We start from the raw sequence: 23,048 nt of genomic DNA on the forward strand, positions 1-23,048 counted from the left end.
TGAAACTCGTTGATTGTCAAGCTAAAATTGAGGCAACAAGAATGAATCAATGAATTGTAATCGATTTATTTTTTAACAAGATAATGAAAGGTGGAGACCAGTGAACACATTTATCGCAATCGATATCGGTGCATCAAGCGGTCGTCTGATGCTGAGCCGTTGGGAAAATGAGCAGATCACTTTAGAAGAGATCCATCGCTTTAAAAACGGCTTTCGTCCTCATGAAGGCTTTGACCGTTGGGCGATCGATTATTTGATCCAAGAGATTTTAGTAGGACTGCAAAAAGTGAAACAAGCAGGTATCCATGACTGCTTCGTCGGAATCGACACCTGGGCAGTGGATTACTGTTTGATCGATCAAGCAGGCGAACGTTTAGGCGACCCAGTCGCTTATCGAGATAGTCGCACCAATGATGCGATCGCAGCTTTTGGTCAGCGCTATTCTTTGCAAAAACTGTATGAGAAAACAGGCATTCAGCTGCAGCCCTTCAACACGATTTTTCAGTTAGCCGCAGAAGAAGCGCAACTGCTGCAAAAAGCCGACAAGCTGCTGTTGATTCCAGACTACTTGGGCTACGTTTTTACTGGTAAGATGGTCACGGAAAAAACCAATGCTTCGACGATGCAGCTTCTAAATGCCAACACCCAAACATGGGATGCAGAATTGTTAGCTGAGATCGGTGTAACAGAAGGACTATTCCCACCATTGGTTGATGCAGGAACGGTTTTAGGCGCACTGCAAACACAGAAGTTTCCAGCCTATGATTTGCCACAAGCGACCTTTGTCACTGTCGCTAGTCATGATACGGCATCAGCGATCATCGGTACACCTGGAGAGGGGGCAGATTGGGGCTACATCAGCAGCGGGACTTGGTCATTGCTGGGGATCGAAACCAAAGTACCCAATGTTTCCCTTGCCGCCTTCGATGAAAATTATACGAACGAATGGGGTGCCCACAACACGATTCGCTTTTTAAAAAATATTATGGGCATGTGGCTGATCCAAGAAGTGGCTCGGCAGCAAGACTATCAGTATTCCTATGCAGAATTGGCGGAATTGGCGCAAGCAACGCCTGCTTTTCAACAGTTTGTCGATGTCAATGATCCTCGTTTTTTGAATCCAGAAAACATGATTACTGAACTGCAAGCGTATTGTCGAGAAACCCAGCAGAAAGTTCCAGAAACCGCAGGGGAACTGGCTCGCTGTGTGTATGATAACTTAGCGCTTTGCTATGCCAGTGAATTGCAAAAGCTGGAACAGCTGACAGGTACGACGAACAAGCTGCAAAAACTGCATATCGTGGGGGGCGGTTCCAATAATCGCTTTTTAAATCAACTGACGGCTGATGCTGCGCAGCTGACGATCGAAGCTGGCCCAAGTGAAGCAACGGCGATCGGTAATCTTTTAATGCAGATGATGAGTGCTGGCATCTTCACGTCGCTGGCTGAAGCACGCCGCGCGGTCAAACACTCATTTCCTTGCAGTGTTCATGAACCACAGTCTTTTGATCACAAGATTTTAAGCAACTATCAACGTTTTATAAAAGGAGTAGGAAAAAATGACAACGATTCAACAGCGTTATGAAGAAGCTAAGACAGCATATGCCAAATTAGGCGTCGACACGGATGCGGTTTTGAAAAAATTAGCCGATGTGAAAATCTCGATGCATGTTTGGCAAGGGGACGATGTCCAAGGATTTTTGAGTGATGAAGCATTATCTGGTGGGATCTCTGTAACGGGGAATTATCCTGGTGCTGCCCATACCCCAGAGGAGTTGCGCCAAGATTTAGAAAAAGCCTACTCTTTGATTCCTGGAAAACACAAATTGAACCTTCACGCCATCTATTTAGACACCGAGGAAGCAGTGGATCTAAATGAATTGGAGCCGAAGCATTTTGAAAAATGGGTTGCTTGGGCGAAAGAACAAGGCTTAGGTTTAGACTTCAATCCAACCTTTTTCTCACATCCCATGTTCAAAGATGGCTTTACCCTTGCTTCACCAGATGAAGAAGTTCGTCAGTTCTGGATCGAACACGGCAAACGTTCTCGTCAAATCGCTGCTTATATGGGGAAAGAAACTGGGCAAGTCTGTGTCAATAATTTCTGGGTGCCAGATGGCTACAAAGACAACCCAATCGATCGTTTTACACCACGGGAACGCTTGATGACAGCATTAGATGAGATTTTTGCTGAAGAATTGCCAGCGGAATACACGGTAGATGCCGTGGAAAGCAAGTTGTTTGGTCTTGGTGCCGAAGCCTACACCGTCGGCTCTCATGAATTTTATATGGGCTATGGCTTGACGCGCGATAAATTGATTTGTTTGGATGCTGGACATTTCCATCCAACCGAAGTGATCTCCAATAAATTGTCTTCATTGGCACTATTTAGCAAAGGCATTATGCTGCATGTCAGCCGTCCTGTACGCTGGGATAGTGATCATGTCGTGATCATGGATGATGAATTGCAAGAGATTGGTCGCGAATTGGTTCGCAATGACTTATTGCCAAAAACCAACATTGGGTTAGATTTCTTTGATGCGACGATCAATCGGGTCGCTGCGTGGGTGATCGGGACGCGCAATACTCAAAAAGCGTTGCTAAAAGCGATGCTAGAACCGATCGAAGAACTAAAAGCAATCGAATTGTCAGGTGATTTCACCACTCGTTTAGCCATGACGGAAGAATTAAAAGACTATCCGTATGCAGATGTTTGGAATTACTTCTGTGAAAGCCAAGGGGTACCAGCAGGTCTGGATTGGCTATCAGAAGTGAAAGCCTATGAAGAAACCGTCTTAAAAGCCAGAAAGTAGGAGAACGATGAAAAAGATTGATATTTTACAAGCGAATTTTGTACAAGAAATGATGGAAACGACAGCAAACCTTTACCGTTTAGGGTGGGATGAGCGCAACGGCGGCAATATTTCTTACTTATTAACAGAAGAAGAGATCTTGCCTTTCATCGATCCGCAAAGCGTCTTGCGGGAAATTCCCATGATTTTTGATGCCACGGCACTAGCTGGCAAGTACTTTATCGTGACAGGTTCAGGAAAATACTTTAAAAATGTAGCGGCACATCCAGCGGAAAACCTTGGTGTGATTCGAGTCAAAGAAGATGGGCAAACATTGGAATTGCTTTGGGGCTTGGAAAATGGTGCGGTGCCAACGAGTGAACTGCCAAGTCATTTCATGAGTCATATCGCTCGCTTGTCGGTCGATCCAGAAAACCGAATCATCATGCATAACCACGCATCGCATCTTTTAGCCATGAGTTTTACCCATGAGTTGGATGAACGCAGTTTCACGCGGACCTTGTGGCAAATGTGTACGGAGTGCTTGGTGGTCTTCCCAGAAGGTGTTTCCATCATTCCTTGGATGGTTCCAGGAACGAACGAGATCGGCGAAGCAACGGCTGCTAAAATGAAAGAGACCCGTTTGGTTCTTTGGCCGCAACATGGCATCTATGGTGCTGGCAAAGATATGGACGAAGTCTTTGGCTTGATTGAAACGGCAGAGAAAGCTGCGGAAGTGTACACCTATGTCAAAGCGCAAGGCCCAATTTTACAAACCATTACAGATGAAAATCTGAAAAAATTGGCTGACGCTTTCAAAGTCACTCCCCGAGCAGGCTATCTTGAGGTATAATCAATGGTAGAAGAATAGAAAAGGCTTTCAGTTTTTTCTATTTAAAATATATTGTGAATAAACAAACAAACGGAGGTAGGAAGAATGGCAAATAGAATGATTTTGAATGAGACATCGTATTTTGGAAAAGGAGCGATCGAGAACGTACCGACCGAATTCAAGGCACGAGGGTTTAAAAAAGCGGCAGTGATCACCGACAAAGATTTGGTGAAATTTGAAGTTGCGACCAAAGTGACGAAATTATTGGAAGAAGCAGGTGTCGATTATGCGTTATATGATGGGATCGTGCCGAACCCAACGATCCAAAATGTCAAAGACGGCTTAGCGTTTGTCAAAGAAGCCCAAGCCGATTGTATCATTGCGATTGGCGGTGGTTCACCGATCGATACGGCAAAAGCGATCGCGATCATTGCTACGAATCCTGAATTTTCCGATGTGATTAGTTTGGAAGGCGTGGCAGACACGAAACATCCATGCTTGCCGATTTTAGCGGTACCGACAACTTCTGGGACTGCAGCCGAAGTAACGATCAACTATGTGATTACAGATGAAGAAAATCATCGGAAATTCGTTTGTGTAGATCCTCACGATATTCCTCTGGTAGCCTTTGTGGACAGCGATATGATGTTGGGGATGCCTAAGAGCTTGGCAGCCGCAACGGGAATGGATGCCATGACCCACGCCATCGAAGGCTTCATTACCAAAGGCGCTTGGGAAATGACTGATATGCTGCACATCAAAGCAATTGAGATCATCGGACGCTCATTGAGAGATTCCGTGAATGGCGATCAAGCAGGACGAGAAGCGATGGCGTTAGGACAATACATTGCCGGTATGGGCTTTTCAAACGTCGGCTTGGGCTTAGTCCACGGCATGGCCCATCCATTGTCCGCTTGGTACAACATTCCTCACGGAGTAGCGTGCGCGTCCTTGTTGCCAACCATCATGAAATACAACAAAGACTTTACGGGTGAAAAATACCGTGAGATCGCGATCGTTTTAGGCATTGAAGGGGCAGATACGATGTCACTTGAAGACGTCCGCGATGCTGCTTGCCAAGCAATCGATCAGTTAAGCAAAGATGTGGGTATTCCAGCGACCATTTCTGAATTAGGCGTCAAAGAAGAAGATATCCCAGCCATCGCCAAAGATGCCTTGAACGATGTCTGCACACCAGGCAACCCGCGGGATACGACTTTAGAAGAAATTATTGAGCTTTATCGTTCGTTGATGTAATCTTGTTAAAGGTACGAGATCGAAGAAATGAAAGATACTTCTGCAAGTTTCCCTTAACAACGATCTGCTGATCAGTTGCTATTTTAACAGCGTGATGATCCTTTCTTTTGAGAAGATCATCTCGCTGTTTTATTCTGAAGATTTCAGTAAAATTGCGAGGCAAAGCGTTAGATTTTTGAAGAAATCGTTGTGCCCATATACTAGTAATCAAATCAAAAAAAGTGATCATTAGAGTTGGTTCTCTAATGGTCACTTTTTTGCTGTACGCAAGATCACAGCGTACCGATCGCTTCAAAATCATCACCTATCAAGAGCTGAGAGTTTCAGAATTGGTTAGTCAGCCATCCAATCATCTCTCGATAGCACTCATCAGCGCTCGCATTTGGTGTCCGATCAAAGTCATGCTGATCTAAGTCGAGCCAAAGTGTTTTGGCATGGGGGACCTGTGCAGCGAAAGCTTCGGATGCGCTGAAGGGAACATCTGGATCTTTTTTGCAATGAACGACAAAGCAAGGAGGAAAGTCTTGGTAAGCGGCAGCAGGAATCGCCAAGGCTGCCAGCTGTTCCCGATTGCCTAAATAACGCTGCCAGTTGCCATATTGACGGGCGGAAAGGTACAAAGGGAATCGTTTTTCTAACGTGCCGTGGGTGATTGGTTGGCTTTCGATCATAGTTTCGGCGTCGAGTGGCGGGACTTTCGGAAATTGCGTGTAAAAGCGTGCCGGCTGCAAAAATTCTTTATAAAACAACTCTTGGTATCCGTAAAATCGGATCAAGCCTTTTTGCTCCGGATGCTTTGTGCGTGCGGTCAGTAAGGTCGCTAAAAAACCGCCGGCGGAGCGACCGAATAGAATGTACTCATTTGCACCAACGCCGCTGAAGTGCCAGCCTTCTGCCAAAAACCATTCCACTGCCTTTTTTGTATGAAGGTAGATATCGTGTAGCGCTACTTCGGGAGCCAGTGGATAATCGAACAGGTAAAGGCTAACACCGGCAGCCAGCAATTGGTGGACATAATCCTGCGGAAGGTCTTCTCGCTGACCATAGAGGAAGCCACCACCATGAAAATACAAAAGGCTGATCCGAGGCTGCGCCGCTTTTAGGATCGTCACTTCTAACGGCAAAGTGCCGTAGGTGTCAAATTGGATTTTTTCTGTTTGCGCAAAGGCATTTTTAGGATAAACCATTGTTTTCTTCCTTTCTTTTCTTCGATAGTATAAGGAAGAGTATAGGAGAAGGAAGCGGTTTAAAAAACAGCGTTATGACTAAAAATAGAAACGGTTTTGTCGAAAGTGAACAATGATGTCCTTCAGTAACACGCTTACAATAACCGTATAAATCAAAGGAGGCAGAACAATGGAGTTGAAAAAAGAAGTAGCGGCAATGATCGATGCACTATCTCAGATTGGGAGTGATCCAACTGGAGGAATGACTAGACTGCTTTATACCGATTCATGGAAAGAAGCGCAATCATTTGTAGAAAAACAATTAAAAGAAACTGGCTTAACGACGTCCTATGATGCAGTCGGCAATCTCTTCGGCAGAATGGAAGGCAGCCAGTATCCAGAAGAAACGATTCTTTCAGGGTCACATATCGATACCGTCGTTAACGGTGGCACATTAGACGGTCAATACGGGGTCGTTGCTGCTGCTTTAGCGATCAAGTATTTAAAAGAGACCTATGGGCAACCTTTACGCTCCTTGGAAGTCATCTCAATGGCAGAAGAAGAAGGCAGTCGTTTTCCAACCGTTTTTTGGGGAAGTAAAAACTTTGTCGGAGAGGCCAAAAAAGCCGATGTTGAAGCGATCGCAGATTTTGAAGGCAATCGCTTCGTGGCAGAGATGCAACGCCAAGGCTTTGATTTTCGCGACCCACAAGAACCGGTTCGATCAGACATCAAAGCCTTCGTGGAAATCCATATCGAACAAGGCAGTGTTTTAGAAAAAGAAAATTTGCAGATCGGTGTCGTCAATAGTATCGCTGGTCAAAAGCGCTACACCTTTGTCTTAAAAGGACAAGCCAATCATGCAGGAACCACACCGATGGGCTATCGCCAAGATGCTGTGTATGGTTTTGCCAAAATGTGTGCCGCAGTGATCGACCGTGGCTTAGAGCTTGGGGATCCATTAGTAGTGACATTCGGTAAAGTTGAGCCAAAACCGAATACGGTCAACGTGGTTCCTGGTGAAGTGTTGTTTACGATGGATTGTCGCCATACCGATGGGCAGCTATTGGATGCCTTTACTGCTGAAGCAGAACAAATCATTCAAGCGATCGCCAAAGAGCACGACCTGACAGTGGAGATGGATCTATGGATGGATGAACGCCCTGTGCCGATGGACGATACGATCGTTGCCACGGTGGAACAAGCGGTGAAGCAAACCGGCAAACGTTACAAAGTCATGCATAGTGGGGCGGGGCATGATTCCCAAATCATTGCACCACATTTTCCAACTGCGATGCTGTTTGTACCAAGTATTGATGGGATTAGCCACAACCCAGCCGAAGCAACGACTATCGAAGATTTAGTAGCTGGGGTTGAAGTTTTAGCAGCTTCCCTTTACGAGCTAGCATACAAAGAATAGAAAGCAGGAACACACATGGGATATAAAAATAATAATACGGGCTATTTAGATGGATTGCTGCAATCACGAGCAGTCATTAGAAAAAATAATTTTGCGATCTTGCCGCATGACGGGCTAGTGAATAATGTCATTCCAGGCTTCGAAAACTGTGAATGTTCGATACTCGGCACACCAAAATTAGGGGCGTCTTTTGTCGATTACATCATTTCATTCAAAAAAGATGGCGCCAACCAATTGGGCTTCGGCGGTCCAGAGATCGAGAGTTTCTTGTATGTCATCTCGGGCAAACTGGAAGTAAGTGATGGCAAAGAAACCCATACATTGACGGACGGAGGCTATATCTATCTGCCTGCTGGAGAAAAACTGTATATGAAAAATCTCCAAGAAGAAGCGACAGAAGTGTTCTTGTATAAGAAACGTTACCAACCGCTTGAAAATCACCAAGCTTACAAAGTAGTGGGGAATCTTTCAGAGTTGACACCGATCCAATACGAAGGGATGCCAGACGTCCTACTTTGGGATTTCTTACCGAAAGAGTTGGGCTTTGACATGAATATCCATATCCTTTCCTTTGAACCAGGGGCAAGTCATGGCTACATTGAGACCCACTACCAAGAACATGGGGCGTACTTATTGTCAGGCAAAGGGATGTACAACTTAGACAATGAGTGGTTCCCAGTGGAAAAAGGCGACTACATTTTCATGAGTGCCTATGTACAGCAAGCGGCCTATGGTGTTGGTCGTGACGAACCATTGACCTATATTTATTCCAAAGATTGCAACCGCGATCCGGAAATTTAAAGGAGTTTAGAAGATGGAAGAAACGGTTATTGTACAGTCACAAGAGTTACAGCAATTGATCCAAAACAAATTAGCGGCTGCTGGTTTGTCTGAAGAGCACGCAGCCATCGTTGCAGAGCATTTGGTCTTTGCCGATGCCAGCGGGATCCACTCTCACGGGGCTGTGCGGGTAGACTATTACGCAGAGCGGATCGCTAAAGGTGGGATGAATCGCACTCCACAGATCACGTTTGAAGAGACTGGGCCGAGCAGCGGGATCGTTCACGGTCAAAATGGCGCAGGGCAGGTCGTCGTATTAGAAGCGACAAAGTATGCCATTGAGATGGCCAAACGTTCTGGGATCGCGGCGGTTGGTGTACGGAAAACGAGTCATAGTGGTGCGCTATCCTATTATGTCAAAAAAGCTGCAGAAGCTGACTTGATTGCATTATCTATGTGCCAATCGGATTCAATGGTGGTTCCTTTTGGCGGCAAAGAAAATTATTTTGGTACCAATCCGATTGCCTTTGCGGCACCGCGAAAGCATGGTGCGCCGGTGGTTTTTGATATGGCAACGACGGTCCAAGCGTGGGGCAAAATTTTAGATGCTCGTTCCAAAGATAAAGAGATTCCAGCAACATGGGCCGTTGATGCCCATGGCAAGCCAACGACAAATCCGCATCATGTTCATGGGTTATTGCCAATCTCAGGACCAAAAGGCTTTGGGTTGATGATGGTGGTGGATATCTTGTCTGGAATGCTCCTTGGGCTGCCTTTTGGCAAGCATGTTTCCTCTATGTACAACGATCTGACGAAAGGTCGCGACTTAGGGCAGTTTATTTTGCTGATCGATCCGCAACGCTTTACAGATTTAGAGACATTTAAAGAGTCAGTCGAAACGATGATCGAAGAGCTACACGCCATACCGGCTGCTGAACAGTTCCAGCAAGTCTATTATCCAGGCGAGATCAATCAACTAACCTATGAAAAATATATGGCAGAAGGCATTCCTATCGAAAAGAACATTTATCGCTATCTCATTAGCGACACGGTTCATTTTGACCAGTATTCTGGGTCAGATGCCTTTGCACAGACAGGAACAGGAAAGTGAGGAGACCCATGTTACACACTATTATTCAAAAAAACAATTACCAAGATTCCATTGTTTTAATGCTTTTGACCAATCGTTTACTGACGATCGAAGGGATCAACAACGCTTCGGTCATGATGGGTACACCTGCCAATAAGGATATCTTCAAGACAGGTGGTCTTTATACCGAGGAGATGAACAATGCGACATCCAACGATATGGTGCTCGTTTTAGACATTGAAGAGGAAGAAATCATCGAAACAGTCCTGTCAGAAATCGATGCCTTCTTATCGGACCAAAGCAATAGCGCAGGAGAAGAAACCCAAAGCGTCAAAACTTGGGAAAAAGCCTTAGATCTTGGAAAAGATGCGAAGGTCGCTGTCTTATCGATTCCTGGTACTATGGCAGCACCAGAAATTGAAACCGCATTAGCAGCAGGCAAACATGTTTTTTGTTTCAGTGATAATGTTTCATTGGAAGAGGAAGTTCGACTAAAGAAAATGGCTCATGAACAAGGACTTCTTTTAATGGGACCAGATTGTGGCACAGGGATTCTCAATGGGATACCAGTAGCCTTCACGAATGCCGTCCGTAAAGGGAAAATCGGTGTTGTCGGCGCTTCGGGTACGGGCATCCAAGAAGTCACCACCATCATTCATAAATTGGGTGCCGGTGTGACACAAGCCATCGGAACCGGTGGACGAGATCTCAAAGAAGAAGTCGGTGGGATCACCATGAAAGACAGCATTCTTGCCTTGGAACATGATCCTGATACGGAGGTGATCGTGGTGATCTCCAAACCACCTGCACCACGTGTCCGAGATGAAGTATTGGCATTATTAAGAAGAGGAACAAAACCTGCAGTCACGATTTTTCTTGGGGAAGAACCAACGGATCACGAAGAAAATCTTTACCGAGCCTACACGCTGGAAGAAGCGGCACAATTAGCCGTGCAGCTGCTACGTCAAGAACAGATTGGATTAGAGCCAGTAAAAGAGGAAACGGCAGCTGCCGCTTTTGGACCTGAACAGCAAAAAATCAAAGCTTACTATTCTGGCGGAACATTGGCGTACGAAGCAGCGATGCTAGTCAAAGCAGGATTAAATCTAGAACAAGAAGATGCCCATCAGGAAGGGTACATCTTAAAAGCAGCTGGCCATGAGATCATCGATTTAGGTGATGACATCTATACGCAAGGCAAGCCCCATCCGATGATCGACCCAACAAAGCGGATCGAACTGTTGAAACAAGCGGGAGAAGATCCTGAAACGGCAGTGATTTTGTTAGATATCGTTTTAGGGTACGGCTCTCATCAAGATATGGCGAGTGAATTGGCACCGACCATCAAATCGTTGAAGGAAGCAGCACAAGCAGCTGGCCGGGAGTTAGCGGTGATCGCTACGATCGTCGGAACTGATTTAGATCCCCAAGACAGCAACGAGCAAGCAGAGATTTTAACCGCAGCTGGCGTGATTTTGTGTCAAAGCAATGCCCAAGCAGTCAAACAAGCTTTAGCAATGCTCGGTCACCCTTTTTCACCAATTAGTCGTAAGCTGTTGCCAAAAGCAGTGACAACTGCCGATGCGTTGCCAGAGCCATCTGAAAAGAGCCGCGAATTGTTAGCGAATGACGCGTTCATCAATGTAGGATTGCGTAGCTTTGCGGAAGCGATCCAGGCGCATCACGGTCAAGTCGTTCAATATGACTGGCAGCCAATTGCTGGTGGAAACGTAACGTTACAAAAAGCCTTACGTTTCTTAGCACAAGTGTCACTATCAGAGTAGGAGGAAGTTATCGTGTACGAAACTATTGAAGAAGCAAACCAAGCCGTTATTGCCAAAATCGTTGCCGGTTCGCCTTTTTTGCTGGATGTCGTTCCAGCAGTCAGTGTCATTCCAGAGTTAGGTGAAGGAAAAGTCCTATTGCATGCAGGACCACCGATCCGCTACGATCAGATGATTGATCCGATTCAAGGTGCTTGTGTTGGTGCGGGGCTTTTTGAAGGCTGGGGCGAAACGGAAGAAGAGGTACGTCATTTATTAGCATCTGGGGAAGTTCAACTGATTCCTTGTCACCACGTGCAAGCGGTTGGCCCAATGGGGGGCATCACCTCTGCCAATATGCCAGTGCTCGTGGTGGAAAACAAAACCGATGGCAACCGAGCATATTGTACGATGAACGAAGGGATCGGGGCAGTTTTACGTTTTGGCGCCTATTCTCAAGAAGTCATTGATCGCTTGCATTGGATGAAAAATACGTTAGCACCAGTTTTAAGTGCTGCACTACAAACAAAACCCGATGGCTTGAACATCAATGTTTTAGTCGCAAAAGCAATCGCCATGGGGGATGAGTTCCATCAACGGAATATCGCTGCTTCGTTGGCGTTCTTAAAAGAAGTAGCACCAGCGATCGTTACTCTGGAAGGATTTGAAAAAGAAAAACCAGAAGTCATTCAGTTTTTAGCAGACACGGATCAGTTTTTCTTGAATATCATGATGGCTTCTTCAAAAGCGGTGCTTGATGGCGCCCGGACGATTGAAGAAGGCACGGTTGTGACCGCAATGTGTCGCAACGGGCATGAATTCGGTATCCGTATTTCTGGCATGGGAGATGAGTGGTTTACTGGTCCTGTCAATACACCAAAAGGGCTGTATTTCTCAGGATTCAGTGAAGAAGATGCCTCTCCAGATATGGGCGACAGTGCCATTACGGAAACCTTTGGTGTTGGGGGAATGGCAATGATTGCTGCCCCGGCTGTGACACGCTTCGTTGGTTCTGGTGGATTTCACGATGCGTTGAAAACCAGCAATGAGATGTTAGAGATCTCCATTGATACCAATCCGAATTTTCCCGTTCCTACATGGGACTTCAAAGGGATCTGTTTAGGGATCGATGCTCGTAAAGTCGTGGAAACAGGGATCTTACCGATGATCAATACAGGGATCGCCAACAAACAAGCTGGACGAGGACAAATTGGTGCCGGGACAGTGACACCACCAATGGATTGCTTTGAAAAAGCTGTCTTGGCTTATGCAAAAAAATTAGGATTTGAAGAATAAATCAGGGACTGAAAACGTGAAAAAGGAGCAATCGAGCGATGATACAGGCAAAATGGATCGACCAAGCTTTATTTGAACCCGCATTTATCAATGGCAACTGGATCGTTCACAGTGTGTTTCAGCATAGTTTCAATCTACAAGATCCTCGTCAGGATCAGCTGATCTGTGTCTCCAAACAAGCGGCTCGCGTGCCCAAAGGGATGATTTTAGCTGCCGACGATTATGCAGCGTTGGCGACAGGCTTAGTTGCTGGTACCACTCTTTTGGTTCAGCAACGGGTGGTCCATTTTCCGCATCATCGTCTGTCTTTTCAAAAGGCAGCCAAATTTACAACGACCGTTCCGGCTGGCACAGTCCCATTTGATCGAGAACTGTTTTGGTCAATCCTTCAAAACGTCACGGAAAAGACGGGGATTCAAGAAGCTGTTTCAGCAACCATCCGCAGCAATCATCCGTTTTATGACGCAATCGATCAGCTATGCACGCCTTCATTTAAGGAACAACGGCAAGCAGTCGCTTATTTAGTCGGACGGGGTGTCGGATTGACCCCCACAGGAGATGATATGCTAGTTGGTCATTTACTGGCTCGCCGAGTGATGGGGCAAGAAGATACCCGCTTGGTGGCTTATCTACAAAGAAGGCTGTTGACAGTCAATGATTTGACGACTGACGTCAGTAAACACTATCTTCTTCATGCACTGACAGGCGCATTCAATCAATCGGCGTTATCCTTGACCAGGTGTACCGATTCAGGCTCTTTTTCCCAAGTAATCAAAGAGATACTAGCGATCGGTCATACCTCGGGGGCTGACTTTTTGGCAGGGTTTGCTCGCAGTATCGATCAATTTCAAAACAATAGAAATGAGGAATTCATATGGCAAAACGAGTGGTCATCGCTCTAGGGGGCAATGCAATTTTAAAACCGAATCAACCAGCGACCGTTGAGACACAGCTTGCAAATATCCAGTTAAGTGCGGAACAGATCGCTAAAATCGAGAAGCTTGACCATCAAATCGTCGTGACGCACGGCAATGGTCCGCAAGTCGGCAATATTTTACGACAAAATGAAGAAGCCAAAGAAGTCGTGCCGCCTTTTCCACTAGATGTCTGCAATGCAGAGTCACAAGGCTTTATCGGTTATTTAATGGAGCAAAGCATCAAAAATAAAATCGAGCAAGAAGAACTGACCAGCAATGTCGTGACCTTATTGACCCAAGTGGAAGTGGCAGCGGATGATCCCGCGTTTGAAAAGCCAACGAAACCAATCGGTTTGTTCTATTCAGAAGAAGAAGCAAAAACGATGGCTGAGGAAAAACATTGGGTGATGGAAGAAGATGCTGGACGTGGGTACCGTCGCGTCGTGCCATCTCCACAACCTGTGACGATCCACGGCGTGGAATCAATGGTTCATTTATTGAATCAAAATACCATCGTGATCGCTGGTGGCGGCGGTGGGATTCCAGTCGTAAAACAAGCGGAAGGCTTGAAAGGGATCGAAGCAGTCATCGATAAAGATCGAACTGGGAAAAAACTGGCAGAACAAGTGGATGCCGATGTATTTATGATGCTGACCGACGTCAACAACGTTTATATCAATTATGGAACACCGGAGCAAGAAAAATTAACGGGCTTATCCGTAAGTGAAGCGCAAGCATATTTTGATGCGGGGCATTTTGCAGAAGGCAGTATGGGGCCGAAAATGGAAGCGGCGATTGCGTTTGCCAAACAAGGAAAGACAGCAATCATCTGCTCATTGGAAGAAGCGGACTTAGCATTGTTAGGTGAAGCAGGCACAAGGATCGCTGGGTAACACCAGCGATCCAACTGCTTGATTCGCCTATTAGTCGCCTTCTTCGGACAGCTCAAGGGCTAAACGCAGATCCAGGCTGATGCTAGGATCATGCACGTTTTTTCCTAGTAGCTTTTGACACTGTTCGATGCGGTATTTGATCGTGTTGCGATGAACGAACAAGGCTTTGGCGGTGCGGGTGATCTCACATTGATAATCCAAGTAAGCCCGTAAGGTTTTCCGCAATTCGATGGTGGCATCTTCTTGCGGAAACGCCAATTCTTTAAGAATCGTACGGCAGAAATAATGGATATCTTCAGGACTCATTTTTTCAAATAGACTCCGCATTCCCCGTTGATGGTAGAAAGAGACGATGGACGAATCATGTTGGCCTCTTCGTTCTTCATACGCAGTCTTTGCTTCGATGTAGGAGCTGGCTAAATCATTGATACTTTCACAGACACTCCCTACCCCAAAGGCCATTCGAAATGGCAACCGATTGGTCAAAGCATTGGCGGTCTCGATCAAATGGTCTTCTAAGGCATCACACTTGTGCTGCACGAAAATCGCAAAGTGATTGCTGCCCTTTAAGCGAAAGAGACAAACATCTTTGATGCGATAAGGCAGTTGTTCACTAAACCACTGATAAACCAAGTCACTTTCTTCTTTTAAGTATTTGTCTTTGCCTTTGGTTTCTTTGGTTGGTTCGCAGGCACCATAGATGACACGATAATGGCGGGCTTTGACTAACCCGTAAGTCTTTCCGAGATCTAACCAATCCTTTTGTTCTTGCTTGGTGGATTGCTGGTATTCGATCATCCGTGTTAAAAAGTCACTTTTTAAATCTTCAAAAGATTCTTGCACTTTTTGGTTCTTGTAAAGCATAAACGACAAGACCAAGGCTGCTTGTTCCAGCGCAAAATCCGAGACAGGATAAGGAATCGCCTCAGGATTCAAAATGACTAAATAATGGGGGAAATAAGTGGAGGTTTCAATAGCATAATAAGAAATTTGTGACGTTTTTTCATGAAGATCTTTGATAGGGATCGCCCCGCTTTTTTCACCAGTAAAAACCCCTTTCGTTTGTCCTAATTGATGGATGTAGTACTCCGCGGGTTTTGACATGCGGGTGAAATGCTTGGAGTGGGCAATCACTTGTTTAAAAGGATTCAACAAAATGATCGGTGTATTGACCATTTGGCCAAAATCAGCGATAAAGCGAGCGATGCTGACATCCTTCATCAAGGAAGCAGAGAACCGTTTTTGAATGTCTAACGCATAACTCAGCTGCTCGGTTTTGGTGTTCCATAGCAAATTCAAAAGCTGGTGCATCAAACGACCCAGCGGCATCGTGGCAGGTACTTCTACGATGGGGAAACCCAAGCTATCGGCATAGGCGATGACTTCAGGATCGATGACATCCAAAAAACGACCGATCTTGATGCCTAATCCGGCGGCATTTTTGGCTACGAGAGAATCGATCAGCTCTAGAAGCGCTCCTTGATTATCTTTATAAACCATCGCCGTGCTTAAGATAAAGGTATGCTCAGGAATATAGTGGGCGATATCGGGGGTCTCGGTGATTTCGATACTATCGACGGGAATTTCCGCAGTCAGGGGATCTGTCAATAAACGCAAATTGGAAAAGCGAGGTATAGCAAGCAATTCAGCAACTAACTTCATAGAGAAACTCCTTTTGGAATTGAACAAAATAAACAAAAACATGTCCTTTTTTAGCTTTATTGTACAACAAACTTGGAAACGTTGACAAGGCGTTGGACAGTGAAATCAAAAAGAGAAATGAGGGAAAAAGATGTATAAAGAGTTAACGATCGCACAACGTACGATCATGACACCTGGGCCTGTAGAAGCCCATCCAGCTGTTCTACAAGCAATGACCAATCGCATTTTGGGGCAGTTTGATCCGAATTTTTTGGCGATCATGGATGAGGTCAAAGAAATGATCAAACAACCGTTTGGAACCAAAAACAAAGAGGCATTTGCCATTGACGGGACTTCCCGAGCTGGTTTAGAAGCGGCGCTGATCGCTTTGATCGAACCAGGGGACAAAGTCTTGATCCCAGCCTATGGGCGCTTTGCTTTCTTACTGGGAGAAATCTGTGAACGTGCTCAAGCACAAGTCAAATATGTAGAAAAAGAGTGGACGGCTCCTTTTGCACCCGCAGAGGTCATCAAAGAAATCGACGCATTTCAACCCAAGATCGTGGCGATGGTCCACGGGGAAACCGCCAATGGGCAAATGCAGCCGTTAGCAGAAATCGGGCAGTATTGTCGCGCAAAAGATATTTTCTTTGTCGTTGACATGGTGGCGACTTATGGTGGCGTGGCCCTGTCAGTCGATGATTGGTGTGTCGATTTAGCGATTGCCGGTACACAGAAGTGTTTAAGTGTGCCGTCTGGTCTTTCATTAGTGACCTACAACGAGCGAGTCGAAGCCGTCCTTAATGCTCGTTACCAAAAAGAATTAGGCTTGAGTAAAACGGATCGAAACAAACGGCACATTATGAGCAATTACCTGGATTTGAGTCAACTGCAACGCTACTGGAACACAGAGCGAATCAACCATCACACAGAAGCGACGAGTATGATCTATGCGCTTCATGAAGGATTACGGATGCTGCTAAACGAAGGCCTTGATGCAGCCTATCAACGTCATTTGACGAATGAAGGCGCGTTGGTCGCTGGACTGGAGGCAATGGGGCTGTCGATTTATGGCGAAAAAGCAACCAAAATGCCGACAGTTACCCCTATCTTTATTCCAGAAGGTGTTGATGGCGAAGCTGTCCGAGAAGAGATGCTTCACTCCTTTGGTGTAGAGATTTCTAGTTCATTTGGTGATCTAAAAGGAAAAATCTGGCGGATTGGAAATATGGGCTACAGCAGCCGCAAAGAAAATATTTTACATGTCCTAGCCGCGTTAGAAGGGGCACTATTGTACCAGCAAGCACCAATTTCTGCTGGCAAAGCGCTCATCGCTGCGTTAAATTACTACCAAAAAACGACGTAAATTTTTAGCACAAATGCACAACGACTGAAAGCGCTTTGTGAAAAATGACAAATGCAATTGTCGGCAAAAAAACGTACACTAAGACTATCTTAAAGCGCTTTCGTTGGCGTGCTTCACAAACTTTACTTGTGTAACTGATGGAGGGAAAAAAATGGAAATCAATAAAGAACGTGGTGGGCTTGCCTACTGGAAACAAATTATTATCTTAATGTGTTCAGGCTGGGTCACTATCTGGATTTATCGCGCTGCATTATCGCCAGTCTATCCGCAAATCAATGAGTCACTTGGCGGCAATATTTCTGATACAGCATTAGGATCGATTGCCAGCTTTTACTTTTTCGGCTATGTAATCATGCAGATTCCTGCCGGCTTTTTGGTGGATAAGATTGGGAAGAAAACAGTTCTGCTTCCAGGATTCGTGGTATTTGCACTGGCAGCTTTACTGATTTCACAAGCCTCTTCAATCTCCATGATCTATACCGGTAGCTTTTTAGCAGGGATCGGCTGTGGGTCATTTTACGGCTCAGCGTATTCTTTGACCTCACAGAACATTCCGAAAGAAAAGAAGAGCTTCTCAACAGCGATCGTCAATAGTGGTTCTGCCGTTGGTTCAGGGTTTGGGATGATCTTATCAAGCTTTATCGTTATTCAGATGAACATGCCTTGGCAAACAATGATGTATTTATCCGCTTTCTTGATCGTTTGTATGACGATCGCTTTTGCATTGGTGATCCGCAGCAACAAAGAAGACGTGGCTTTCTTGGAGAGCCAAGCAGCAGCTGAAGAAGAAACAACGGATCAGCCGAAAGAAAAAGTTTCCCTTTCGACCTTGTTCTCACTGCGGATGCTCTTTACTTATGTGTTATATTTTGCGACGTGTTATGCCTACTATATGACGGTTACTTGGCTACCAAACTTCTTAGGAACAGAACGAGGTTTCCAAGGAGTCGCGATCGGCTTCTCTTCTTCATTGGTAGCATTTGCTTCCATTCCTGGGGCATTGTTCTTTAGCCGCTTGGCAGACAAATACATGCACAAAAAAGTAACTTTTATCGTTATTTTAGAAGTGTTGGCGGCGTTGATGTTATTAGTAACGGTGCAAGCGACAAATTCGACCTTCTTAATGATCGCGTTGATCTTGTACGGGTTCCTTGGGAAATTAGCGGTTGAACCAATCATCATTTCTTGGCTAGGGGAAAATGCACCCAAAGTTGGGGTTGGTACGACATTAGGGGTCTTCAACTTTTTCGGCATGATGTCTTCCGTTATCGCACCAACATTGACCGGATCGATCTCGGATGCAACAGGGTCAAAAGTAATGGGCTTTTATATCGCAATTATTTTGTTGATCGGTGGTACATTCTTATTCTTGACTGTAAACTCTAAGAAAACAGCCAAGTAGAAAAGTGAGGCAAAACAGATGAAAAAACGATCCTTAAAAATCAGTTTGACCAACCAAATCATGATTGCAACGGTATTGGGGATTTTTTGGGGCGTTTCCTTTCCCGGGTTAGGTGATCAAATGCAGCTAGTCGGGGACTTCTTCTTGCGACTGATTCAAATGTCTGTGGTCGTGCTGGTCATGGGCTCGGTGATTGAAGCGGTGGGGGGACTTGATCCAAAAGAATTAGGTGGGATCGGCGGGAAAGTCTTCCTCTGGTTTACTGGATCGACCCTCGTCGCCGCTATTTTCGGTCTCTTGTTCGCCTTGATCTTCAAGCCTGGCGCCGGCCTTGATCAGTCGCTGCTGCAAAGTACAGAAACCGCATTAAGTACCAGCAGCATGGAAGAAGTCATCTTAAACTTTGTTCCACTGAACATTATTCAAGCCATGGTGGAGCAGAATATGATCCAAGTGATTATTTTTTCGCTCTTCTTTGGCCTTGCCTTGAGCTTGATCAAGCATGAAAAAAAGAATCAGCTGTTTCTAGATATGATCAGCAGTTTTAATAATATTTTGATAAAAATGGTCAGCATGATCATGAAGTTGGCGCCGATCGGGATTTTCGGCCTTGTTGCTTCCTTAGTAGAAGATACCGGTATTCGTGTGTTGGGAATGTTAGCCAGTTTTTTATTGACGTTAGCAGCAGCATCTTTGCTCTTTTTGTTTCTTTGGTTTCTCTTGACGTCACTCTATTGCAAAGTTTCCTTGTTTCGTTTGATAAAGAACATGTGGCGCCTCTCGGTGGTTTCCTTTACGACTACCTCTTCTGCTGTTTCATTGCCGTTTCAAATCGAAGATGGCAAAGAACGATTTGGGATCAGTGATCGAATCAATAAGCTCGTGATGCCTCTGGGCATGACCTTAAATAGCAATGGGCTCTCCTTATTTTTAGCCCTGGCAATCGTAACCGTTGCTCAGGCGTACCAGATCCAATTGAGCTGGGGGGATCTTTTGCAAGTGGTCTTGTTGTCCTCGTTGGCATGCTTGGGAACGATCGTCGTTCCAGGCGGCGGATTAGTCACACTGGCTACGGTTTTACCTATGTTAGGACTGCCTAATGAAAGCATCGCCTTACTGGCTGGGATCGATTGGTTTTCTGGGATGTTTCGGACCATCTTGAATGTTGACCCTGACGTCACGGTGGCGTTGATCGTTGCTCATGATGAAGGAGAACTGGATCATGCAGTCTTCAATGGTGAAAAAGCCTCGGTCAAATTAGCAGAAAAAATCACCGATGGCGTATAAGACCAATCATTCTTGTGATGAAACTTTACTCTTTTTTGAAAACGTGTTACGATTGATTCGTTGATAGACGAAAGAAGCTTCCTGAAATACCGTAAACGGTAACCAGTAGCGGCTGATTTTCCGCTCGTCATTCAACAGACAACTACGACAAAAAGAGGAGGAAAAAACATGACAGCATCGATGAAATTGTGGATTGACCTTTTGAATAGCTAATTTAAATCTATTTCAAAAGTCTAGGCAATCGTGATTTCAAGGGATGAGTGTCCTCTTTTTTCCAATTTCTTATTAAAATCAGGGTATAGCGGTAGGCTATGCCCTTTTTTTGTGCTTGCGTTTTCCTAGACGGGAAGGACAGACTGATGGAACAATTAAGTGTAAAAATAAACAATCTAATCAAAAATTATGGGTCCAAAGAAGTACTGAACATTGAAGAACTGAGCACCTATCAAACGGATCGTATCGGGATCGTGGGAGCAAACGGGCAAGGCAAGTCTACCTTGCTGAAATTGATTGCGGGAGTCATCGATCCTGATTCAGGAACGATTCAAAAAGAAAATTCGTTTCACTATTTTCCGCAAATCGCTGAGGTGACTGAAAAGACGGAGGCCCTTGACTGGGCGCTGTTCGGTCGTTTTTCGATCCCAACAAATGAATTGGCGACACTAAGCGGCGGGGAGGAGACCAAATACCGGTTGGCACAAACGTTATCTTCCTATCAGTTAGGACTATTGCTCGATGAGCCAACGACCCATTTGGACCAGCAAGGAATTCAAGTCTTGATTGAGGAATTGCAGTATTATTATGGCACCCTGATCGTGGTCAGTCATGATCGGTATCTATTGAATCAGCTGGCAACGAAAATCTGGGAAGTCGATCAAGGAAAAGTCACCGAGTATGCTGGCAATTATGACAGTTACCGACAGCAAAAAGAGCAAGCGGCACAGCGTATTGCCTGGGAGGCTGCGCAGTATCAGCAACAAAAACAGCAGTTGACCCAAGCAATCCAAAAGAAAAAAGAACAAGCGATCAAGAGCAGTCGTATTTCTGAAAAAAAGCGACAGCAGAACATCCGACCAGACCGTTTGTCGTCATCAAAACAAAAAGACACGGTGCAAAAGTCATTGCAAAAAACAGTCAAAGCCATGGAAAGCCGCTTGGATCAGTTGGAAGAAGTGAAGGGCGTCGCCCGGCAGCAGGTGATTCGTTTTCCAGTAGTCCCTGCAGTGGAGCTGCATAATAAACGACCGATTCGTGGGGAGCAAGTAACCATTCAAAGAGGGGCGAAACGTTTGCTAGACAGCAGCAGTTTCCAGTTTGCTGCCGGGAAGAAAATCGCTATCGTGGGTCCGAACGGTTCGGGAAAGTCGACTTTACTAAAAGAAATCATCGCAGGCGGAGAGGGAATCTATGTATCACCGAAAATCGTCTTTGCGGTCTACGAGCAAATGGGCTATCGAAAAAACAGCACCACACCGCTTTTGACGGAATTGATGGCTCAAACAGACTATCAGGAACCACTGGTCCGCAGTATTTTACACAATCTGGGATTTAGCCAGATTGACGTGATGAAGCCAGTCAATGTGCTAAGCGGCGGAGAAGCGACACGGGTCGAGCTCGCACGCATCTTTACTCAACCTGCCAATGTTTTGATTCTTGATGAACCGACGAACTTTATTGATCTGCCGACAATCACCGTCTTGGAACAATTGATTCGCAGCTATCGAGGCATGGTTTTGTTCACATCTCACGATCAAGCGTTTATCGATGCCGTCGCGGATGATGTGTATCAAATCGATCATGGAAAATTAACATTGGTTTCCAGTAACTAGCAGCATTGTCGCTTTTATACCTGTATAAAGAAAAACAGCGCGGGAAAGGAAGCGACCGCCCAACGTTCGATCAACAATCGGCCGTTGAGCGGTCACTACAAAACCCGTGCTGTTTTTTTCGCAATCATCGGTATCGCCTAGCTGTTGCTACATCGCTTAATAAATCTTTTTCGTAAAGTATTTTAAGATCAGGGGAGAGATCAAGGTACTCAACAAGACAACGATCACCAAAGGGGAATACAATGCGGACGAAATCAATTGGTTTTGTTGACCAATCTGCAAAATGATCAATGCCATTTCACCTCGGGAAATCATTCCAGCTCCCACCATCCAAGCACTGTTGTTCGAGAATTTCGCGATTTTCGCCCCGACATAGCCGCCGACCAGTTTGGTCAAGATCGCGACCACGGTAAAGGCAAGAATAAAGAATAATTGCTCATTTAAGCGGGAAAAATCAACTTCTAAGCCAACGCTGACAAAGAACACCGGAATGAAGACGGCGTAACCTAATGCTTCGACACTGTGTTCCACTTCCTCACGAACCTTCGTTTGACTGACAGCGATCCCTGCGAAGAAGGCACCAATGACAGAGCTTAACCCAACGAGGTCAGCAAGATACGCCATTCCTAAGCAGATGATCAGTGACATGATGATCACCGCGGAATTTGCAAATAGCTTTTCTGCAAGTGCCAATAAGAACGGAGCGATCCATTTCACTAATAGAAAAATCAACACAAAATAAATCAATTCTACCAATAAGGTGACCGGCAGTGGTGTTGCTTGGCTGCTTTCGCCGCCTAAAAAGGAAAGGCTAAGACTCAAAACCAACACGACCAAAATATCATCCACGACGGAAGCACCAAGAATCGTCGACCCTTCTTTCGTATTCACCACATTCAACTCTTTCAATACTTCGACAGAAATACTGACTGAGGTGGCAGCTAATACGATCCCGAAAAAGAACGCTTCTGTGGGACTGCTTTGAAAACCGACCCCCGTGGCATACCCGAAGAGCATTGGGAACACGATCCCCAAAAGGGCAACGAGCATCCCAGGACGAAAATAGCGTTTCAATAAAGAAATATCACTTTCCAGTCCCGCTAAAAACATCAGCAAAATAACACCAATCTCTGAAAAATCATGAACCAGAATATCTGGATGGACCCAATTGAGTCCTGCGCCTCCTAATAAAACCCCTGCTAACAACTGCCCGATAACAGCAGGAACGCCCATCCGCCTCGCCAGATGCGAGAAGAGGGTCGTCGTGATTAGGATCAAACACAAAATCCCGACAAAATGCATAAAACCTCATCCTTC

The 23,048-nt window shown here is 45.4% G+C and carries 18 protein-coding genes; 15 read left to right on the top strand and 3 right to left on the bottom strand.

Annotated elements, in window-relative coordinates:
- Positions 1–100: 100 nt before the first annotated feature.
- The 4 genes from rhaB (at position 101) to fucO (ending at position 4,881) form a co-directional block, all read left to right on the top strand.
- On the top strand, positions 101–1,585 hold the full coding sequence (rhaB, locus tag IGK14_RS03800) for a rhamnulokinase (protein WP_081116833.1): 1,485 nt from the start codon (positions 101–103) through the stop codon (positions 1,583–1,585).
- Entirely contained in the window at positions 1,560–2,813 is a 1,254-nt protein-coding gene (gene rhaA, locus IGK14_RS03805) for an L-rhamnose isomerase (protein WP_438711617.1), read from the top strand. Before rhaB ends, rhaA begins: the two co-directional genes overlap by 26 nt.
- Before the next feature lie 7 nt (positions 2,814–2,820).
- A complete protein-coding gene (gene rhaD / locus IGK14_RS03810; protein WP_005234418.1) occupies positions 2,821–3,645 on the top strand; it encodes a rhamnulose-1-phosphate aldolase in 825 nt (274 codons plus the stop codon).
- A gap of 84 nt (positions 3,646–3,729) precedes the next feature.
- Positions 3,730–4,881, top strand: coding sequence for a lactaldehyde reductase (gene fucO, locus IGK14_RS03815; protein WP_438711619.1), 1,152 nt, complete (start codon positions 3,730–3,732; stop codon positions 4,879–4,881).
- Positions 4,882–5,204: 323 nt separating this feature from the next.
- On the opposite strand, the gene IGK14_RS03820 is transcribed toward fucO, so the two are convergent.
- Positions 5,205–6,068 (bottom strand): alpha/beta hydrolase, encoded by an 864-nt coding sequence (locus IGK14_RS03820; RefSeq protein ID WP_081116830.1) that lies wholly within the window; start codon positions 6,066–6,068, stop codon positions 5,205–5,207.
- A gap of 169 nt (positions 6,069–6,237) precedes the next feature.
- Here IGK14_RS03820 and allC point away from each other — a divergent pair, with 169 nt between their 5' ends.
- The 7 genes from allC to arcC are packed head-to-tail and all read left to right on the top strand — an operon-like array spanning position 6,238 to position 14,206.
- Entirely contained in the window at positions 6,238–7,467 is a 1,230-nt protein-coding gene (allC, locus tag IGK14_RS03825; protein ID WP_081116829.1) for an allantoate deiminase, read from the top strand.
- A 15-nt stretch (positions 7,468–7,482) separates the two neighbouring features.
- Positions 7,483–8,268, top strand: coding sequence for a (S)-ureidoglycine aminohydrolase (gene allE / locus IGK14_RS03830; protein WP_081116828.1), 786 nt, complete (start codon positions 7,483–7,485; stop codon positions 8,266–8,268).
- A 13-nt stretch (positions 8,269–8,281) separates the two neighbouring features.
- Positions 8,282–9,358 (top strand): ureidoglycolate dehydrogenase, encoded by a 1,077-nt coding sequence (gene allD / locus IGK14_RS03835; protein WP_081116827.1) that lies wholly within the window; start codon positions 8,282–8,284, stop codon positions 9,356–9,358.
- Between the two features lie 8 nt (positions 9,359–9,366).
- Complete coding sequence (gene fdrA, locus IGK14_RS03840; protein ID WP_074932374.1) at positions 9,367–11,121, top strand: acyl-CoA synthetase FdrA; 1,755 nt, start codon at positions 9,367–9,369, stop codon at positions 11,119–11,121.
- Between the two features lie 12 nt (positions 11,122–11,133).
- A complete protein-coding gene (locus IGK14_RS03845; RefSeq protein ID WP_081116826.1) occupies positions 11,134–12,396 on the top strand; it encodes a DUF1116 domain-containing protein in 1,263 nt (420 codons plus the stop codon).
- Positions 12,397–12,434: 38 nt separating this feature from the next.
- Positions 12,435–13,298, top strand: a complete 864-nt coding sequence (locus IGK14_RS03850) for a DUF2877 domain-containing protein (protein ID WP_081116825.1) — start codon at positions 12,435–12,437, stop codon at positions 13,296–13,298.
- Entirely contained in the window at positions 13,271–14,206 is a 936-nt protein-coding gene (gene arcC, locus IGK14_RS03855) for a carbamate kinase (protein ID WP_061053108.1), read from the top strand. The genes IGK14_RS03850 and arcC overlap by 28 nt, the downstream gene beginning before the upstream one ends.
- A 30-nt stretch (positions 14,207–14,236) precedes the next feature.
- Here the strand turns inward: arcC and IGK14_RS03860 are convergent, their stop codons facing one another.
- Positions 14,237–15,868: a PucR family transcriptional regulator gene (locus tag IGK14_RS03860; RefSeq protein WP_060791737.1), complete on the bottom strand. Its 1,632-nt coding sequence runs from the start codon at positions 15,866–15,868 to the stop codon at positions 14,237–14,239.
- A gap of 130 nt (positions 15,869–15,998) precedes the next feature.
- Between IGK14_RS03860 and IGK14_RS03865 the strand changes: the two genes are divergently transcribed.
- The 4 genes from IGK14_RS03865 to abc-f all read left to right on the top strand — a co-directional run bounded on the left by IGK14_RS03865 (position 15,999) and on the right by abc-f (position 21,731).
- Entirely contained in the window at positions 15,999–17,213 is a 1,215-nt protein-coding gene (locus IGK14_RS03865; protein ID WP_081116824.1) for a pyridoxal-phosphate-dependent aminotransferase family protein, read from the top strand.
- Between the two features lie 151 nt (positions 17,214–17,364).
- Positions 17,365–18,615 (top strand): MFS transporter, encoded by a 1,251-nt coding sequence (locus IGK14_RS03870; protein ID WP_005225368.1) that lies wholly within the window; start codon positions 17,365–17,367, stop codon positions 18,613–18,615.
- An 18-nt stretch (positions 18,616–18,633) separates the two neighbouring features.
- On the top strand, positions 18,634–19,902 hold the full coding sequence (locus tag IGK14_RS03875; protein ID WP_121262037.1) for a dicarboxylate/amino acid:cation symporter: 1,269 nt from the start codon (positions 18,634–18,636) through the stop codon (positions 19,900–19,902).
- Positions 19,903–20,261: 359 nt separating this feature from the next.
- Entirely contained in the window at positions 20,262–21,731 is a 1,470-nt protein-coding gene (gene abc-f / locus IGK14_RS03880) for a ribosomal protection-like ABC-F family protein (RefSeq protein WP_121262035.1), read from the top strand.
- A gap of 156 nt (positions 21,732–21,887) precedes the next feature.
- Here the strand turns inward: abc-f and IGK14_RS03885 are convergent, their stop codons facing one another.
- Complete coding sequence (locus IGK14_RS03885; RefSeq protein ID WP_060791741.1) at positions 21,888–23,033, bottom strand: cation:proton antiporter; 1,146 nt, start codon at positions 23,031–23,033, stop codon at positions 21,888–21,890.
- Positions 23,034–23,048: the final 15 nt, after the last annotated feature.

Source organism: Enterococcus sp. DIV0970a, assembly GCF_051711265.1.
GTDB lineage: Bacteria > Bacillota > Bacilli > Lactobacillales > Enterococcaceae > Enterococcus_D > Enterococcus_D casseliflavus.

What these genes read in the sequence shown, in the direction of transcription:
- fdrA (WP_074932374.1), top strand. Translation starts at nt 9,367, where the DNA reads ATGTTACACACTATTATTCAAAAAAACAATTACCAAGATTCCATTGTT.
- abc-f (WP_121262035.1), top strand. Translation starts at nt 20,262, where the DNA reads ATGGAACAATTAAGTGTAAAAATAAACAATCTAATCAAAAATTATGGG.
- IGK14_RS03885 (WP_060791741.1), bottom strand. Translation starts at nt 23,033, where the DNA reads ATGCATTTTGTCGGGATTTTGTGTTTGATCCTAATCACGACGACCCTC.
- rhaD (WP_005234418.1), top strand. Translation starts at nt 2,821, where the DNA reads ATGAAAAAGATTGATATTTTACAAGCGAATTTTGTACAAGAAATGATG.
- rhaA (WP_438711617.1), top strand. Translation starts at nt 1,560, where the DNA reads ATGACAACGATTCAACAGCGTTATGAAGAAGCTAAGACAGCATATGCC.
- IGK14_RS03870 (WP_005225368.1), top strand. Translation starts at nt 17,365, where the DNA reads ATGGAAATCAATAAAGAACGTGGTGGGCTTGCCTACTGGAAACAAATT.
- arcC (WP_061053108.1), top strand. Translation starts at nt 13,271, where the DNA reads ATGGCAAAACGAGTGGTCATCGCTCTAGGGGGCAATGCAATTTTAAAA.
- allC (WP_081116829.1), top strand. Translation starts at nt 6,238, where the DNA reads ATGGAGTTGAAAAAAGAAGTAGCGGCAATGATCGATGCACTATCTCAG.
- IGK14_RS03875 (WP_121262037.1), top strand. Translation starts at nt 18,634, where the DNA reads ATGAAAAAACGATCCTTAAAAATCAGTTTGACCAACCAAATCATGATT.
- allD (WP_081116827.1), top strand. Translation starts at nt 8,282, where the DNA reads ATGGAAGAAACGGTTATTGTACAGTCACAAGAGTTACAGCAATTGATC.
- IGK14_RS03820 (WP_081116830.1), bottom strand. Translation starts at nt 6,068, where the DNA reads ATGGTTTATCCTAAAAATGCCTTTGCGCAAACAGAAAAAATCCAATTT.
- allE (WP_081116828.1), top strand. Translation starts at nt 7,483, where the DNA reads ATGGGATATAAAAATAATAATACGGGCTATTTAGATGGATTGCTGCAA.
- IGK14_RS03865 (WP_081116824.1), top strand. Translation starts at nt 15,999, where the DNA reads ATGTATAAAGAGTTAACGATCGCACAACGTACGATCATGACACCTGGG.
- fucO (WP_438711619.1), top strand. Translation starts at nt 3,730, where the DNA reads ATGGCAAATAGAATGATTTTGAATGAGACATCGTATTTTGGAAAAGGA.
- IGK14_RS03850 (WP_081116825.1), top strand. Translation starts at nt 12,435, where the DNA reads ATGATACAGGCAAAATGGATCGACCAAGCTTTATTTGAACCCGCATTT.
- IGK14_RS03860 (WP_060791737.1), bottom strand. Translation starts at nt 15,868, where the DNA reads ATGAAGTTAGTTGCTGAATTGCTTGCTATACCTCGCTTTTCCAATTTG.